Raw genomic sequence first — 16,475 nt, forward strand, 5'->3', positions numbered from 1 at the left:
CATGCCCGGGTCAGCGACAGCCGAGCAGATCGTCAGGTGGAGCCGGAGCGCGCCGGACGCGGCGGCGGTGCGGTTCCTGCTGTCGGCCGAGGCACCGGCCGTGCACGGCGGACCGGAGCTCCTGCGGTCGACGGTGGACCGGCACCTCACCCCGGTGCTGCACCGGGTCATCGCGGGCGCGCACCTCGACGCCGCGGACCTCGACGCGTTGACCGCGCCCGACCCGCTCACCGAGCCGTTCACCGTCGACGCCCCGACCGGCGTCGTCCCCGGCACCGTGGACGAGCGGATCGACGTGCTCCGCCGGGCGTACGGGCCGTTCGCCGACTGGTGGCGGGGGTACTTCGCCGGTCACGGCGACGATCCGGTGCCGCTTGCCGACCTGTGGCGGCTGTACCTGCCGCTCGCCTGCTGGATAGCGGCCGGGAAGCGGCGACGCCGGCCCGACGGGCTGTTCGTGATGGGGTTCAACGGCAGCCCGGGTTCCGGCAAGACGGTCCTGTCGACCGCGCTGGCCGTCCTGCTCGACGTGTTGCTGGACCCGGAGACCGAGGGGCGGGCGGTGGCCCGCAGCGGCGACGACTGGTATCTGTCGCGTGCCGAGCGTGAGCCGTTGCGGGCGCTGGGCTACGACCCCGGTATCCCCGGCGTCACCAACCGGTCCGGCCCCGGCACCCACGATCTGGCCTGGTTGCGCCGCAACCTGGCGGAGCTGGCGGACAGCAGCCGTGCGGGCGGCGTCATCCGGATGGGCAACTTCGACAAGAAGGCCGACGACCAGCCCACCGGCCCGGACCGGTACTTCGAGGTGCGGGGGCGGGTCGGGGTGTTCCTGTTCGACCTGTGGTTCGCCGGTGCCGAGACCGACGTCGATCCCGCGCTGGTGCCGGACGGCCTGCGCCGCCGGGTCGCCGAGCAGCTCCGCCGGTGGCGTCCGGTCTTCGACCGGATGGACGCGTTGTGGAGCTTCGAATGGCCGTCGTTCGCGCAGATGGTCAGCGACCGGGAGGCACAGGAGGTGCTCGTCGCGCGTCGACGTGGCGCCCGGGGGATGAGTTCCGAGCAGATCCGCGCGTTCATGACGTACATGATCGAACGGACCTGGGACTGGCGGACGACGTCCCCGGTGCCTCCGGACCACGCCGTCACCTTCCACGCGAAACGCGCTGCGAACCACCGGATCATCGCTGTTCAACGAGGAGGTCGTGCATGGTGAAGTCGTCGTCCCTACGTCCGCCGGTCACCCGGACGTTCGCCATGACGGACGTGGTGCGGCAGTACCGCGAACTGGTCGAGGAAGACGCCGCCGACCCGGCGAGGGTGCACGACACGCTGATCGTCGGTGGCGGCGCGGCGGGCGCCGGGGTGCTGCGTGACCTGGCCTCCCGGGGGGACGTCAGCGCGTTGCTCGTCGACCGGGGGCCGTTCGGCGGCGAGACGTCGAGCAAGACCGGCAAGGCCATCCACCCCGGCATCCGCTACCTGCGGATGGCGTTCCACCGCATGTTGCTCGCCGCCCACCTGCGGCGCGACCCGAAGATCAGGCAGAGCAGCCTGCAACACCTGCGCAGCGCCTGGCTCGACCTGCAACTGGTCTGGTACGGCACCCGCGAGCGCAAGATCCTGTTGGAGACCACCGGCGGCACCGTCGAGGAGATCCCGAACATCGTGTTCGTCCTTCCCGACAGTCCGGAGAAGAAGTGGTCGGTATTCTTCGGGATCTCCCTCTACGATCTCTTCACCACGCTGTGGGCCTGGTGCGGGCTGGTGCCGCGGTTCAGCCGGGTCAAGGTGTTCCGTGACCGGGCGGCGCTGCACCGTGAACTGCCCCACCTCGCGGCGTCCGACGTGGTGGGCGGCATCCGCTACTGGGACGGCAAGGCCAACAACGACAAGATCCTGGTGGTCAAGACCATTCGGGACGCGTACCTGCGCGGTGGCCCGGAGCACCCGATCCGCGCCCTGTGCCACGTCGAGGTCGACGGCTACGAGTGGGACCCGGCCGGCTACTTCCGGGTCACCCTCGCCCGCCGGTTCGCCGACGACAGCCTGCCCGAGACGGTGGTGGTGCGGGCGCGCACCATCACCAACGCGGCCGGCCCGTGGATCGACGAGGCCCGGCACCGTACCGCGGAGCCCGACGGCCGTAGGTCGGTGGCGTACTCCCGGGGCACCCATCTGGAGGCCACCAACCGGTTCATCCACGAGACGATCGCGGCCGACCCCCGGCTACAGGTCGGTCTGGTGCCGCTCAACGCCGAGCGGCAGCACTACCTGCGCCCGTTCCACCAGCACGGCCTGTGGTACGTGCAGTGCACCACCACCGACCGAGGCCAGCAGGATCCCTACCGCACGGTGCCCGAGGCCGACGAGTACGAGGAACTGCTGCACTCGTACAACGACCTGGTGGACGACCGCTGGAAGATCGACAGGCGGGACATCTTCAACGTCTTCTGCGGCATCCGGCCGCTCGCCTCCACCGACGGCGGCGAGATCTCGGTCAAGGACATCTCGCGGATGTTCCGGATCCACCGGCGCGTCGTCGGTGACGGCCTGCTACTCGACCTGGTCAACGTGAAGCTGACCGACATCCGCTGGGCCGGCCAGGTGGTCTCCGGGATACTGGCCCGGGAACTCCGCGACCGGCACGGCCGGCGGATCGGGCGCTCCACGACGAAGCGGCTGCCGTTCCTGCCCGTCGTCGACGAGCAACGGTACGCCCCCGACCACCCCGCCACCCGCGGCGACCGCGAGTTCATCCGGGCCAAGGCGGCCCATCACGTCACCTACCAGATGGTCGGCAGCTACTCGGACTACCTGCTCAACACGGGAGCGGTCCGCGACGCGGTGGTGTTCGACGCGGACGGCAGGGCCGATCTCGACCTGTCCGTCCTGGACCTGGTGCTCGCCGAACTCGCCGAACGGCTGGGCTGGGACGAGGCACGCCGGCGTGCCGAGTGGACGGCGTTCCAGGAGATCTACACCCGCAACATGGCGTACGCCGACCTCGGCGCGCGTGTACGTGACCACGAACCCGTGAAGGTCGATCGACTGATGGCCGGCGGGGTCGACTGACCAGCTGGCCGGCATCCGGCGACCCCGGTACCGGCCGATGGCGAAGGGACCCACCATGTACTTCGACAAGGACGCGAGCGTCACCGACATCGCAGGCGAGACCGTCGCCGTCATCGGCTACGGCATCCAGGGCAGGGCGTTCGCAGCGAACCTGCGCGACAGCGGGGTGCCTGTCGTCATCGGCAACCGCGACGACGAGTACCGCCCGGACGCCGTCGCCGACGGATTCGACACCAGGTCGATCGCGGAGGCGGCCGCCGCCGCGTCGATCGTCATCCTGCTCATCCCCGACGAGGCGCACCCGGCGGTGTTCTCCGCCGACCTCGCGCCGAACCTGCGCGACGGGGACCTGTTCCTGCTCGCGCACGGCTTCTCGCTCCGGTTCGACCGGGTCGATCCCGCGCCGGGCCTCGACGTCGCGCTGCTCGCCCCGAAGATGTTCGGTCGGCCGATCCGGCGGCGCTATCTCGACGGCAGCGGCGTGCTCGCGTTCGTCGACGTGGTCCGTGACGCCACCGGCCGGGCGTTGGCCCGTACCCTCGGCGTCGCGGCCGCGGTCGGGTTCACCCGCTACGGGGTGCTACCCGTGTCGACCGCCACCGAGACCGAACTCGACCTGTTCCAGGAGCAGTTCCTCACCCCGTTGCTGCTCGACTCCGTCCGGGTCGCGTTCGAGGTCCTGGTCGAGCAGGGGTGCGACCCGGTCGCGGCGTTGCTGGACATGCACGCCTCGGGCGAGATGGCGGAGATGATGGTCGAGGCGGCCACGATCGGCCTCTACGAGGTCATCGAACAGCAGGGCTCGCCGACGTGCCGGTTCGGCGTCCAGCGTCAGCTCGGCACGCTGCTCGGTGAGGACGTCCGGGAGCGGGGGCGGGCGATTCTCGCCGGCATCCGCGACGGGAGCTTCCTGACGGCCCTCGAACGGGAGGCCGCAGCGGACTACCCCAGCCTGGAGCGGTACCGCGAGGACTACCGGTCCGCCCCGCTGACCAGGGCACACGAGGAGTACCGCGCCGTGCTGAGGTCGGCCTGAGATGGGGGAGAGCATGAACGACCTTGAGGCGTTGGACGCGCGGCACGTCGTGCACCCGTGGGCCGACCTGTCGGTGCTGGGCAAGCAGCAGCCGCTCGTCGTCAGCCGGGCGCATGGGGTGGAGATCGTCGACAGCCACGGCAGGTCCTATCTCGACGCGATCGGCGGCATGTGGTGCGTCACGGTCGGCTACGGCCGGCAGGAGATCATCGACGCGGTGCGTGACCAGGCGGCGCGGATGCCGTACTTCACCCCGTTCGGGGACGTGGCCAACGAGCCAGCCGTGCGACTGGCCGGGCTGCTGGCCGGACTCGCACCGGGGGACCTGAACCGGGTGCACTTCACCACGGGTGGGTCGACCGCGGTCGAGTCGGCGGTGCGGACGGCGCAGTTCTACTGGGCCAGCGTCGGTCGTCCGGACAAGTTCCACGTGCTGTCCAGGGTGGACGCCTACCACGGCAGCACCTACCTGGCGGCGTCGTTGTCCGGGAAGGCCGCCGACCGTACCCGCTTCCACTACGAATCCGGCTGGGTGCACCATCTGGACAGCCCGGGCCACGACCCCGACACCTCGGACGTACCGGCGGACCGGCGGCTCGACGAACTCCTCGACGGGATGACGGCGGCGATCGACGAGATCGGCCCGGAGAACATCGCCTGCTTCGTCGCCGAGCCGATCCTCGCCTCCGGCGGGGTGCTCATCCCGCCACCGGGCTACCACGCCGCCACCCGTGAACTGTGCCGCCGTCACGACATCCTGTACGTCAGCGACGAGACCGTCACCGGTTTCGGTCGGCTCGGCCACTTCTTCGCCTCCGAGCCGCACTTCGGGATCGTGCCGGACCTGCTCGTCACCGCGAAGGGGTTGACCTCGGGCTACCAGCCGCTCGGCGCGGTGCTGATCGCCGACCCGATCGCCGAGACCCTGGCCGAGACGGCCGATCCGGCGAAGCCGGTGTTCTCCAACGGGTTCACCTACTCCGGGCACCCGGTGGCGTGTGCGGCTGCCATCGCCAACATCGAGGTGATGCGCCGGGAGGACATCTGCGGCCACGTCCGCGACGTCGGACCGTACTTCGTCGAGCGGTTACGGGCGTTGCGGTCCTCGCCGATCGTCTACGCCGTACGCGGCGACCACCTGATGGCGTGCGTGGAGTGCCAGGTACCCGGCGAGACGGGTCCGACCCCGCGCAACATGGCCCTCGCCGGGCGGGTCGACGCGTACTGCGAACGGGCCGGCCTGCTGGTCCGTCCGTACGAGAACCTCTGCATCATGTCGCCGCCGCTGGTCGTGACGCGCGCCGAGATCGACCGCATGGTGGACATCGTCGCCGGGGCGCTCGCGGCCGCGCAGGCCGATCTCGACGCGGGTCGGATCGGTTAGGTCCGGAACCGGTGGAGGTGGGAGTGAGCATGGAGGGACAGCCGACCGTCCTCGACTGCCGTGGACTGAGCCCGGTCCTGACGGTCATGCGGATCAAGCAGGCGGTCACCGCCGGGCACGGGGAGGCCGAGCCGCTGGAGGTGATCCTCGGCGACGGATGCAGCCGCGAACACATCACCGGTGCGTTGGCCGGGGCCGCCGAGCGGGTGCGGTACCTGACCACGGCGCCGTGGTGGCAGCGCGACGACCTCAGGTACCGTGCCGGTCGGCTGCACCTCGGCGGCACGGACCTGGTCGAGTTGGCAGCGCAGGTCGGCACGCCGAGCTACGTCCTGCGGGCCGACCGGGTACGGGACAACCTCGACCGGGTGAGCGCCGCACTGGACGGGGCGGGGATCGACCACCGGGTCCACTACGCGGTCAAGGCCAACCGGACGCCGGCCCTGTTGACGTACCTGCGCGCGGCCGGCCTGCCCGGGGTCGACGTGTGTTCCACGGGCGAGTTGGCACACGTCCTCGCCTGCGGCTTCCCGGCCGAGGCGGTCTCGTTCACCGGCACCTCGCTGTCGACGAGGGACATCGAGGTTCTCGCCAGGTCCCCACGGGTGCGGGTCAACCTCGACTCCGTCGCGTCGCTGGACGCGCTCGGCCGGGCCGGTCCGGGCCGTGACGTCGGACTGCGGGTGAACCCCGGGGTCGGCGTCGGCTACCAGGACGACGACCGGCTGCGGTACTCCGGCGCCGCGACCACCAAGTTCGGCATCTACGCCGAGCACGTCGCCGAGGCGTTGGCGGTGGCCGCCCGGCGGGACCTGCGGGTCACCCGGCTGCACCTGCACGTCGGCTGCGGCTACCTCGACGCACAGCTCGACCAGCTCGACCGGGCGCTCGCCACGGCGGCGGGGTTCCTGCCCTTGTTCCCCGACGTCACCGAGGTCAACCTCGGTGGCGGTCTGGGTGTGCCGCACACCGCCGAGGACCGGCTGCTCGACCTGGACCGCTGGGCGGGCGTCGTGGCCCGGCACTTCGGCGGCCGTGGGCTGACCGTCGCCGTGGAACCTGGTGACTACCTCGTCAAGGACGCCGGGGTGCTGCTCACCACGGTCACGTACGTGGAGCGTCGCCGTGACGTGCTCTTCGCGGGCCTCGACGCGGGCTTCAACCTCGCGATGGAACCCGCCTTCTACGGCCTGCCCTGCGAGCCGGCCGCGATCGCGCCGCGCTGGGACGAGGGGACCGAGACGTACACCGTGGTCGGCAACATCAACGAGGCGCTCGACGTGTGGGCGACCGGCCACCGGATGCCGAAACTGCGGGCCGGCGACCCCGTCGCGCTGCTCAACTCCGGCGGGTACGCCGCGTCGATGAGTTCCGACCACTGCCTGCGGGGTCAGGCCGGCTCGGTGCTGCTGATCGAGGAAACCGTTGGTGCATCCCGCCGGCCACCCGCCGTCACAGGAGGCTGAGACATGTCGGTTGACGCCGCGTCAGGGGTACGGCCAGCCGTGCCGAGCTACGCGTTCGATCCGTCCGATCCGTGGACGACGACGATGCAGAGCGGTCTGGCCCGCGCGGGTCTGCGCGGGTGCCGCGTCTACGAGGTCGGCGTCGGCAGCGGCACGAACGTGGTGTTCATGCTGCGGGACTGCGACGCCGAACTGGTGCTGGCGAGTGACCTGGATCCGCGTCTGGTGCAGCTCGCGGAGCGCTGCGTCGGGGAGGCCGCGCCGGAACTGCGCGACCGGTTCCGCCCGATCCACGGGGCGGTCAACCTCATCGACCTGCCGGCCGCCGGGGCGGCCGGGGTCGACGTGGTCGTGGCCTGCCTGCCGCAGGTTCCCGATCCCCACGACGCGATGTGCGCGCGGTTCCACGTCGCGTCGTTGCGGGCCCCGGCCGGGCAGGCGCCCGAGGCGGCCGACCACCTCGCCCACTACTACCCGTGGACGGTCTTCCACGGGTACCCGTACAACGCGGTCGGGCTCGGCCTCATCGAGGCGCTGCTGCGGCAGGTCCGGGCCGGTGTGCCGAACGCCCAGGTGGTCCTCAACCTCAGCTGCCGCACCGGGCGGGAGGTGCTGCTGCGGTTGCTGCGCGCCAACGGCTACCGACCCGAGGAACTCGCCTCCCGGATCGTGCGTCAACACCCCGGCACCGACATCTCGTTCTTCGTCGCGCTGGAGGCCGCCATCGGTGGCACCGGCTTCGAGCGGGACTTCGTCTGCGAGTTCTACCGCGACCCGCTGGGCCGCGAACCGATCTCCGCGCACGAGGCGAGGGACCGGCTCGCCGCCGGCGAGCCGGTCCACCACGAAATCTGTGTCCTGCGCGGACACCCCGAGAGGTAGGCGGCGATGACCGAGACCTGTACACCGACGTTCCGGCGGGTACCGCCCGACGCCCCGTTCCGCGTGCCGGTGCGCGGGCGTGCCTATCTGGCCGGCTCGGCGCACGACAGTTTCCCCGAGAGCGTGCCGGACAGCGGTGACCTGATCCCGACCCTGGCCCTCGACGCCGACGTCGCGCCGGGACCGCAGCTCTACGCGGCGGTCCGGGACGCCGTCGACCGGCAACTGCCGACGCACGGCGGACTGCTCCTGCGGGGGATGCCGCTGACCGACCGTAGGGGTTTCGAGGCGCTCGTCGCGGGCCTCGGCTACGACCTCGTCGGCTACCGGGGTGGCATCGCCGTGCGTCGCAACGACTCGGACGTGGCGTTGCACGCGAGCGACGAGGATGCCCGGGTGACGCTGTCGCCACACCACGAGATGGCGTACCTGCCCGGGTATCCCCGCAAGATCCTCTTCTTCTGCGAGAAGCCGGCCGAGCGCGGCGGTGAGGTGCCCGTCAACGACATCCGGCAGACCGCCGCGCTGATCCCCGCCGCCGTCCTCGACGAGTTCCGCGCCCGGGGCGTGCGCTACCACCGCAACCTGCCGCGTGCCTCGACGGAGGGCGAGACCGGCTGGGTCGACACGTTCGGCACCGACGACCCGGGCACGGTCGAGGAACACCTGCGCGCCTGCGGTTACGAGTGCACCTGGGACGCCGACGGCCGGTTGCGCTACCACTATCGGCGGGACGCGTTCGTCACCGACCGGGTGACGGGTCAGGAACTGTGGTTCAACCAGGTGACCGAGCTGCACTGCTCGTACTGGCGGGCGCATCCAGGTTTTCCCGCCGACCTGCCGGACGGTGACTATCCGGCGACCACCACGTACGGCGACGGCGGGCCGATCCCGCCGGAGCTGGTGTCGTACCTGCGCGGCATGCTCTGGCGGACGACCGTCGCGGTCCGGATGCGGGCGGGTGACGTGCTGGTCCTGAACAACCAGGTGGTGCAGCACGGGCGGTTCGCGTACGAGGGCACCCGCCGGCACTTCGTCAGCCTGACCTCGTGACCAGGTCCTCCGCCGCGCCGGGCCGGCCGCAGCCCGCACCCCTGTCGGTGCCGCCGCCCGGACGTCCGGCCCGGCGTCCGGCCCGACCGTGGTTCTCGTCGGGGCCCTGCGCGAAGATCCCCGGCTGGACGCCCGGCATGCTCGCGGAGGCGTTCGTCGGCAGGTCGCACCGGCACCCGGCCGGGCAGCAGCGGCTCCGCGAGGTCATCCGCACCTCGGCGCGGTTGCTCGGTGTTCCGGACGGCTACCGGGTGGCGATCGTTCCCGGCTCCGACACCGGCGCGATCGAGCTGGCGATGTGGAACCTGTTGGGTCCGCTCGGGGCGGAGGTGTGCTGTTGGGAGAACTTCGGCTACACCTGGCTGGCGGACGTGGTGTCCCAGCTGCGCGTGCCGGGGGTACGGGTGCACCGGGCGGACGCCTACGGTGAGCTGCCCGACCTCACCGCGGTGGACTTCCGCCGGGACGTGGTGTTCACCTGGAACGGCACCACGTCCGGGGTGTGTGTGCCGGGCTCGGACTGGATCCCGGCCGACCGGTCGGGGCTCACGATCTGCGACGCGACGTCCGCCGTGTTCGGCCTCGACGTCGACGTCGCCAAGCTCGACGTGGTGACCTGGTCGTGGCAGAAGTCGCTGGGCGGCGAGGGCGCGCACGGGATGATCGCGTTGTCACCGGCGGCCGTGCACCGGCTGCAGACGTACCGGCCGGACCGGCCGCTGCCGAAGGTGTTCCGGCTGACCCGCGACGGGCAGCTGCTCGACGAGGTGTTCGACGGCTTCACCATCAACTCGCCGTCGATGCTGGCCGTCGAGGACGCGCTTGTCGCTCTCGACTGGTGCGTCCGGGCGGGCGGGCTGCCCGAACTGCTCGCCCGCTCGCGGCGCAACCTCGCCGTGGTGTCCCGGTGGGTGGCCGGACGTTCCTGGGTGGAGTTCCTCGCCTCGGATCCGGCGACGGTCTCGTCGACGAGCATCTGCCTGCGGCTGCGACACCCCGCGTTCGACACGTTGAGCCCGCAGGCGCAGCGGGCGTTCGTGGACCGGATGTGTGCGTCGATCGAGGAGCACGGGGCCGGCTACGACCTCGCCGGGCACCGGGAGGCACCGCCGGGGCTGCGGATCTGGGGTGGCCCGACCGTCGAGGCCGACGACATCGAGGCGCTGCTGCCCTGGCTCGACTGGGCGTTCGCCGCGACCCTCGCGGAGTGCTCATGAGGGTCGGGACGGACACCCTGACGGCGTTCGCGGTGCGGTTGGCTGCGGAGAGCCGGCGGATGCTGGCCGCAGCGGCGCTGACGGTCACGGCGGTGGAGGCGAAGGCCGACCGCAGCCTCGTCACCGAGGTCGACCGGGCGATCGAGGTCCGGCTGCGGGAGCTGATAGCCGACGAGTTCCCGGGACACGGTGTCCTGGGCGAGGAGTACGGCCCCTGCGATCTGGACGCGGACCTGGTGTGGGTACTCGACCCGGTGGACGGCACCGCCGCCTTCATCGCCGGGATTCCCGTGTACGGCACCCTGGTCGCCCTCGCCCGGGGTGGCCGTCCCTGGATCGGCGTCCTCGACTATCCGGCCACCGACGACCGGTGGGTGGGCGTGGTCGACGGTTTCGCCTCACGCAACGGTTCCCCGGTCCGCACCCGCCGGTGCCCCGATCCCGGGGAGGCACTGCTGACGTGCTCGAACCCGGACTTCTTTCCCCCGGCCGAGCGGCAGGCCCTGGACCGGGTCCGCGACCGGGTCCGTTACACCCTCTACGGTGCCAGCTCCTACGCCTTCGGCCTGCTGGCCGGTGGCCGTACCGATCTGTCGGTGGACTGTGGCCTCAAACCGTACGACGTCTTCGCCCCCGCCGCGGTGATCGGTGGCGCCGGCGGCCTCATGACCGACTGGGCCGGCGCCGACCTGGGCTTCGACAGCCGGGGTGCGGTCCTGGCGGCCGGCGACCGCTCCCTGCACACGCTGACCCGGTCCCTGCTCACGCCTCCATGATCGACTCGATCCGGGGTTCGGCGATGGCCAGATAGTCCTTGGTGGCCACGCCGATGGTGCGGTCCAGCCGACCCGCGTTGAAGAAGACCTCGTCGTACTGCAACAGCTCCGGGTCGAAGATCAGCTCCAGCCGCTCGTCGAAAGCGAACGGCGGGATGGTGCCCACCGGGGTCCCCGCGAGCTTCTCGGCGACGTCACGCTCGGCGAACCTCGCGAACGTGCCGCCGGTAAGTGCCTTGAGCTTGTCGAAGCTCACCCGCCTGTCGCCGGGCAGCACCGCGGCGACGAACCTGGTGACCTTCTTGCCGATTTTCACCATGACGATGATGCATTTGGCGGCCTGTGCCGGATCGTGTCCCCGCAACGCGCTCACCGCGGCCGTCTCACCCTCCGGGTCATGCTCGATCACCCGATAGGTCGCACCACGTTCGTCCAGCAGGTTGACAAGTTTCTGGTAAATGTCGTCTGCCATCGCTCCTCCATTCTTCCGGTCGGCGCGTTCAGCCGAAAATCATGTCACACCACGCCGTCCCGATGCGCCAGAGACTCACCCTGACGTCCAGCCGGACCCCGAATGATCGCGATGTCGACCGCGCGACGAACCGCACTCACGCACATTGTCCAGGTGGGAACTGTCGGGCCGGTGCCGTGGACACCCGACGTCCCACCCGCACCGGTCATCCGGGCGCGGCGACCGGTGCGGGCGTCGAGGAGACCACCGGGCGGGCCCGCTCGGCGAAGCGGACAGCCGGGCCGGTCAGCAACGTCAACAACAGCAGCGCCACACCCAGCCCGAGCCAGCCCACCAACCCGTGGGCCAGGCAGGTGGCGGCGAGGACCGCCGGTGACGCCGCGTTGGCGGCGCCCTGCCCCAGACCGAAGGCACCGGCGTACTGCCCCTGGGCGTACGGCTGGGCCAACCCGAACGCCAGCTCGAACGATGCCGCGGCGTGCCACAACTCGCCGAACGTGTAGACGACGGTGGCGGTGACGAGCAGGGCGAGCGCCGGCCACAGCGACACCTGCGGCATCGCCCCCATCATGGCCAACGACCCCAGCAGCGCCACACCCGCCCAGACCATCCGTTGTGCCGCGGCCCGCGGGTTCACCACGCCACGGCTGACCCGGACCTGTAGGGCGACCACGAGAATGCCGTTGAGCAGCATGAACCCGGTGATCGTCGCGCGCGGGAGGGTGGTGTGGTCGGCGATCCACAGCGGCAGGGCGAAGGCGGGGATGGCCAGGTGCAGCGACACCCCGCCGTTGATCAGGGTCACCGCCAGGTACGGGCGGTCGGCGAAGGCCACCCAGCGGCGCTTCGTGTCCGTCGGGGGCAGCGGTGCCACGTACGGCACCCGGGTCAACACGGCCGCCGCCACCAGGAACGTCGAGGCCCCCAGCAGAATGAGCCCCACGTACACCGGGCCCGAGTCGAGTTGGATGGCGATACTGGCGATGAGGACGCCCGCCATCACGCCGACATTGGTGATCGCCCGCTGGTACGACAGGAACCAGGTGAGCCGGTCTCCGGCGAGCGCCCTGACCATCGGGGCCCGGCTGGCGGCGGCGGCCGTGCCGACCAGCGTGACCAGCAGCGAGACCAGGACCAGTGACCAGAACGAGCGAACCAGCACGAACCCGGCGGTGGCCACGGCGCCGAGCAGCAACGTGGCGATGTGCACCGCCCGTGGCCCCAGCCGGTCGGCGGCATGCCCCGCCAGCGGGCCGGCGACGAGCCCGACCGCCGCACCGACCGTCAGACCCACGCCCACCGTCCCGGCGGACATGCCGACGATCCGGGTCAGGTACAGCGAACTGCTGAACATCATGCCGCCACCGATGGTCACGGCGAAGACGGAACCGGCCAGCGCACGCTGCGGCCCGGTGGGCGGCAGCATGCGGCTGACCAGGACACGCATCGAACTGGCCGCCGTCGAGGCAGCCGTCATGCCAGCGCGAACAGGCTGTCGGAGTAGTTCCGGTCCGGCCACTGCCGACGGACCCACTCCCAGCGCTGCCCGCCGGTGAGCACCGGCTCGGCGACCGCCAGCCGGCTGTCGAACCACTCCCGCGTCTCGACCACCCGCTTGTCGAACCCGGCGACGGAGTCACTGATCAGCAGGACCGCGCCGAGCATGTCGGCGGAGGCGGAGAACTTGGTGTTCAGCGTCGCACCGGGCGGCACCCAGAACTGGACGAAGGCGACGTCGGGCCGGGCCATCAGCGCATCGACGTCGGGATAGCCGAGGATGGTGCCGGCCGGCCCGTACAGCCCTGCGCAGCCCACCACGCCGGGATTGACCTTCACGTCGAGCTGGGGCTTACGCCCGACCGCGCAGAGCAGGGCGGCCTCGCCGAGGTCGACGTTGAACTTGGCCATGACCTGCTCCTGGGTGAGCGCCCCACCCCGCCGGGCCGCGCACTCGCTGAACACGATCCGGCCGGTCGCCCGCTCACGGAACAGCTCCATGTGGAACACGCTGTCGCGCAGACCCAGCGCGGCGATGGCGCTCCGCACGACCGGCTCGGCGGCGGCGTACGCGTCCGCCTCGTCGGTCGGGTCGATCCGGCGCAGCGACAACGGCTTCTGCCCGGTGATCGCCGTCAGGCACGGCTCGGTGTAGACACCCAGGCCGAAGAAGAGGATCTCGCCGTTGTAGACGACCCCCTCGGCCATCCACTCGTCCCCCTCGACGAACTCCTCCAACAGGAAGGTGCGGCTGGTCTCCTTGTTGTCGCGGCACTCGCGGCTGAGCTTCTCCAGCTCGGCGCGGCTGTGCACGACGCTGGTCGAGGTGGTGCCCCCGCCGGCGATCGGCTTGATCACCGCGCTGTCGAACTCGAACTTCACGGTGCTGACGTCGTACAGGTCGTGGACGACCTCCGTACGGGCCACCGGGACACCGGCCTCGGCCAGCCGGGCCTTCTGCAGCGACTTGTCGCGGAAGTGCAGCGCGACCTCGGGCGCGATGCCCCGAACGCCGAGCGCCTGGGCCAGCACGGCGGCGTTGACGACCGAGAACTCCCAGGTGGTCTGGATCGCGTCGAAGGTGCGACCGCCCATGCCGGCCCGGTACAACCCGCCCAGCAGATCCTCCGGGCTGGTCACGTCGTCGACGCGAATCATCGTGCCCCCGGCCGGCATGCGAATCCGCCCCGAGTCGTATGCGCCGGAGTTGCACAACAGGACCGGTTCGATGTCGTGCACCTCGCACGCACGCAGTGCATACGGGTCGGCGCCGATCATGAGAACCGATGTCCTGCTCACATGTCCTCCAAGCACTTTCGGGCCTCAGCGGAATCGTTCAGGCCGTGGCGAGCTTAGCAATACGTGCTGCTTTCCGGACACCGGGCTGCCGGGCACGCGACAGCAGTGCGGCCCGCCTAAATCAACAAAGTGAAGCGGGCTTCGTCCACGGGCGCGGCGACTGCGCGGATGCACTCGGATGAATCTTCCACCGTTTCCTGTTTTCGCTGATCGTGGCGTTTTCGGTCGGCCGGGGAGCGGCACGGGGCAGGCCCGCCCGTCAGGTCCAGGTCGACGCTTGCGGTGCCGTCGCGATCCGTGCCGGGCGGCCCGCGACGGCAACCGCGAGTACGGTTCTGGTGCCCGACAGGTGAAGAAACAGGTCTCCTCGTCGGCTCGTCGCGGCGCACGCGGCCGGCCCGGCGGTGACGGCCCGTGGAGGGAGCGAGGATGACGATGCGTACGGCACTCGTGGTACGGGGCGGATGGGAGGGGCACCAGCCGGTCCGGGCGACCGAGCTGTTCCTGCCGTTCCTTGAGGACAACGGCTACACCGTACGGGTCGAGGAGTCCACGGCGGTCTACGCCGACGCCGACGCGATGGCCGGCACCGACCTCGTCGTGCAGTGCATGACGATGGCCGAGATCACCGCCGACGAGGTGGCCGGCCTGCGGGCGGCGGTCGTCGCCGGGACGGGCCTGACCGGCTGGCACGGCGGCATCGTGGACGCGTTCCGCGCCTCGTCGGACTACCTGCACCTGGTGGGCGGCCAGTTCGCGACCCACCCCGGCCGGGAACCCTGCGAGCGGCAGGGCGGGGAGCAGGACAACTTCCTGCCGCACACGGTGACGGTCACCGACCTCGGCCGCCAGCATCCGATCACCGCCGGGATCGCCGACTTCGACCTGGTCACCGAGCAGTACTGGGTGCTGCACGACGACCTGGTCGACGTCCTCGCCACCACCGTCCACCCCACCCGCGACTGGCACCCCTGGCACCGGCCGGTCACCTCGCCTGCGGTCTGGACCCGGCAGTGGGGGGCCGGGCGGGTCGTGGTGACGACCCCCGGGCACAGCCTCGACGTGCTGGAGCACCCGTCCGTGCGGACCGTCATCGAGAGGGGCATGCTGTGGGCGACCCGCACCGCGTCGGCATCGTAGGGCTCGGGGTCATCTCCCGCGCCTACCTGGACACCCTCGCCGACCACCCCGAGCTGCGTATCGTCGCGGTGGCCGACCTCGACGCCGACCGGTCGGCCGCCGCCGCCGCGACCCTCCCCGACGCCGAGGCGATGGGCGTCGCGCGCCTGCTCGACCACCCCGACGTGCAGACGGTGCTCAACCTCACCATCCCCGCCGCCCACGTGGAGGTCTCGCTCGCCGCGATCGACGCCGGCAAGCACGTGTACGTCGAGAAGCCGCTCGCCGTGGAGCTGCCGCAGGGGCGCACGGTCCTCGACCGGGCCGCCTCGGCCGGGGTGCGGGTGGGTTGCGCGCCGGACACCGTCCTGGGCACCGGCACCCAGACGGCCCGCGCGGCGATCGACGGCGGGCTGATCGGGCGTCCGCTGGCCGCCTCGGCCGTCATGGTCACCCCCGGGCACGAGCGCTGGCATCCCCACCCCGACTTCTACTACGCCCCGGGCGGCGGCCCGTTGCTGGACATGGGCCCCTACTACCTGTCGGCGCTGATCCACCTGCTCGGTCCGGTACGCGCGGTGACCGGGGCGGCCAGCCGGCTGCGCCCGGAACGGGTGATCGGCAACGGCCCGCGCCTCGGCCAGCGCGTCCCCGTCCTGGTGGACACCCACGTGTCGGGCGTGCTCGAACACGACAGTGGGGTGCTGTCCACCATCACCACCAGTTTCGACGGGGTGACCACGACGGCCGCGCCGATCGAGGTGCACGGCGAGACCGGCACCCTCGCCGTGCCCGACCCGAACTACTTCGCCGGCGAGGTCCGGCTGTGCCCGCTCGGCGGTGACGGCTGGCAGGTGCTCGCGCCGACGGCGGGCTACCGGGACGGCGCCCGGGGTCTCGGGCTGGTCGACGCGGTCCGGGCCGACGACACCCGGGCCCCCCGGGCGGGCGGTGACCTGGCGCTGCACGTGCTCGACACGATGACCGGGCTGCTCCGCTCGGCGGCCGAGGGCCGGCGGATCGCACTGGACACGACGGTGCGGCGACCCGCGCCGGTGCCGCTCACCCCGGCCGGGGACTGGCAGGGACGCTGAGCGGGCCGGACGGGCCGGTGCCCCCGCCGGTCGCGGGCGGCGGTGCCGGAGCGGGCGGCGCGGCGTCCCCCCGGGTGGGGATGCGCCGCGCCGCCCGTCAGGTGA

At 71.4% G+C, this 16,475-nt stretch carries 14 protein-coding genes; 11 read left to right on the forward strand and 3 right to left on the reverse strand.

All coding sequences use genetic code 11. The features are described from left to right. The first annotated feature begins 1 nt into the window (after position 1). The 9 genes from ACN267_RS05060 to ACN267_RS05100 are packed head-to-tail and all read left to right on the forward strand — an operon-like array spanning position 2 to position 10,889. On the forward strand, positions 2-1,216 hold the full coding sequence (locus tag ACN267_RS05060) for a hypothetical protein (protein ID WP_421488046.1): 1,215 nt from the start codon (positions 2-4) through the stop codon (positions 1,214-1,216). Then, positions 1,210-3,075, forward strand: coding sequence for an FAD-dependent oxidoreductase (locus ACN267_RS05065; protein ID WP_204961533.1), 1,866 nt, complete (start codon positions 1,210-1,212; stop codon positions 3,073-3,075). Before ACN267_RS05060 ends, ACN267_RS05065 begins: the two co-directional genes overlap by 7 nt. Before the next feature lie 37 nt (positions 3,076-3,112). Beyond that, the gene (locus ACN267_RS05070; RefSeq protein WP_204961534.1) at positions 3,113-4,111 is read left to right on the forward strand and encodes an NAD(P)-binding domain-containing protein; all 999 of its coding nucleotides are present in this window, start codon (positions 3,113-3,115) and stop codon (positions 4,109-4,111) included. 1 nt (position 4,112) lies between these two features. Further along, positions 4,113-5,495: an aminotransferase gene (locus ACN267_RS05075; RefSeq protein ID WP_204961535.1), complete on the forward strand. Its 1,383-nt coding sequence runs from the start codon at positions 4,113-4,115 to the stop codon at positions 5,493-5,495. Between the two features lie 29 nt (positions 5,496-5,524). Further along, positions 5,525-6,961, forward strand: a complete 1,437-nt coding sequence (locus ACN267_RS05080; protein ID WP_204961536.1) for a diaminopimelate decarboxylase — start codon at positions 5,525-5,527, stop codon at positions 6,959-6,961. A gap of 3 nt (positions 6,962-6,964) precedes the next feature. Beyond that, on the forward strand, positions 6,965-7,843 hold the full coding sequence (locus ACN267_RS05085) for a hypothetical protein (RefSeq protein ID WP_204961537.1): 879 nt from the start codon (positions 6,965-6,967) through the stop codon (positions 7,841-7,843). Positions 7,844-7,849: 6 nt separating this feature from the next. Next, entirely contained in the window at positions 7,850-8,896 is a 1,047-nt protein-coding gene (locus tag ACN267_RS05090; protein WP_281896371.1) for a TauD/TfdA family dioxygenase, read from the forward strand. Beyond that, positions 8,893-10,113: a phosphoserine transaminase gene (locus tag ACN267_RS05095; protein ID WP_421488047.1), complete on the forward strand. Its 1,221-nt coding sequence runs from the start codon at positions 8,893-8,895 to the stop codon at positions 10,111-10,113. The genes ACN267_RS05090 and ACN267_RS05095 overlap by 4 nt, the downstream gene beginning before the upstream one ends. After that, on the forward strand, positions 10,110-10,889 hold the full coding sequence (locus tag ACN267_RS05100) for an inositol monophosphatase family protein (RefSeq protein WP_421488048.1): 780 nt from the start codon (positions 10,110-10,112) through the stop codon (positions 10,887-10,889). Before ACN267_RS05095 ends, ACN267_RS05100 begins: the two co-directional genes overlap by 4 nt. Here the strand turns inward: ACN267_RS05100 and ACN267_RS05105 are convergent. The 3 genes from ACN267_RS05105 to ACN267_RS05115 form a co-directional block, all read right to left on the reverse strand. Beyond that, positions 10,876-11,361 carry a YbaK/EbsC family protein gene (locus ACN267_RS05105; RefSeq protein ID WP_204961541.1) on the reverse strand — a complete coding sequence of 162 codons (486 nt, stop codon included), beginning with the start codon at positions 11,359-11,361 and terminating at the stop codon, positions 10,876-10,878. The genes ACN267_RS05100 and ACN267_RS05105 overlap by 14 nt on opposite strands. A gap of 205 nt (positions 11,362-11,566) precedes the next feature. Then, positions 11,567-12,838 (reverse strand): MFS transporter, encoded by a 1,272-nt coding sequence (locus ACN267_RS05110; RefSeq protein ID WP_281896379.1) that lies wholly within the window; start codon positions 12,836-12,838, stop codon positions 11,567-11,569. Next, positions 12,835-13,998, reverse strand: coding sequence for an ATP-grasp domain-containing protein (locus ACN267_RS05115; protein WP_281896382.1), 1,164 nt, complete (start codon positions 13,996-13,998; stop codon positions 12,835-12,837). The genes ACN267_RS05110 and ACN267_RS05115 overlap by 4 nt, the downstream gene beginning before the upstream one ends. Positions 13,999-14,586: 588 nt before the next feature. On the opposite strand from ACN267_RS05115, the gene ACN267_RS05120 reads away from it, so the two are divergent. Together ACN267_RS05120 and ACN267_RS05125 are read left to right on the forward strand one after the other, a co-directional pair. After that, positions 14,587-15,297, forward strand: a complete 711-nt coding sequence (locus tag ACN267_RS05120) for a ThuA domain-containing protein (protein WP_204961544.1) — start codon at positions 14,587-14,589, stop codon at positions 15,295-15,297. Next, positions 15,267-16,370, forward strand: coding sequence for a Gfo/Idh/MocA family protein (locus ACN267_RS05125; protein ID WP_421488049.1), 1,104 nt, complete (start codon positions 15,267-15,269; stop codon positions 16,368-16,370). Before ACN267_RS05120 ends, ACN267_RS05125 begins: the two co-directional genes overlap by 31 nt. The last annotated feature ends 105 nt before the right edge of the window (positions 16,371-16,475 follow it).

Origin of the sequence: Micromonospora sp. WMMD734 (assembly GCF_049178975.1) — a bacterium.
GTDB lineage: Bacteria > Actinomycetota > Actinomycetes > Mycobacteriales > Micromonosporaceae > Micromonospora > Micromonospora wenchangensis.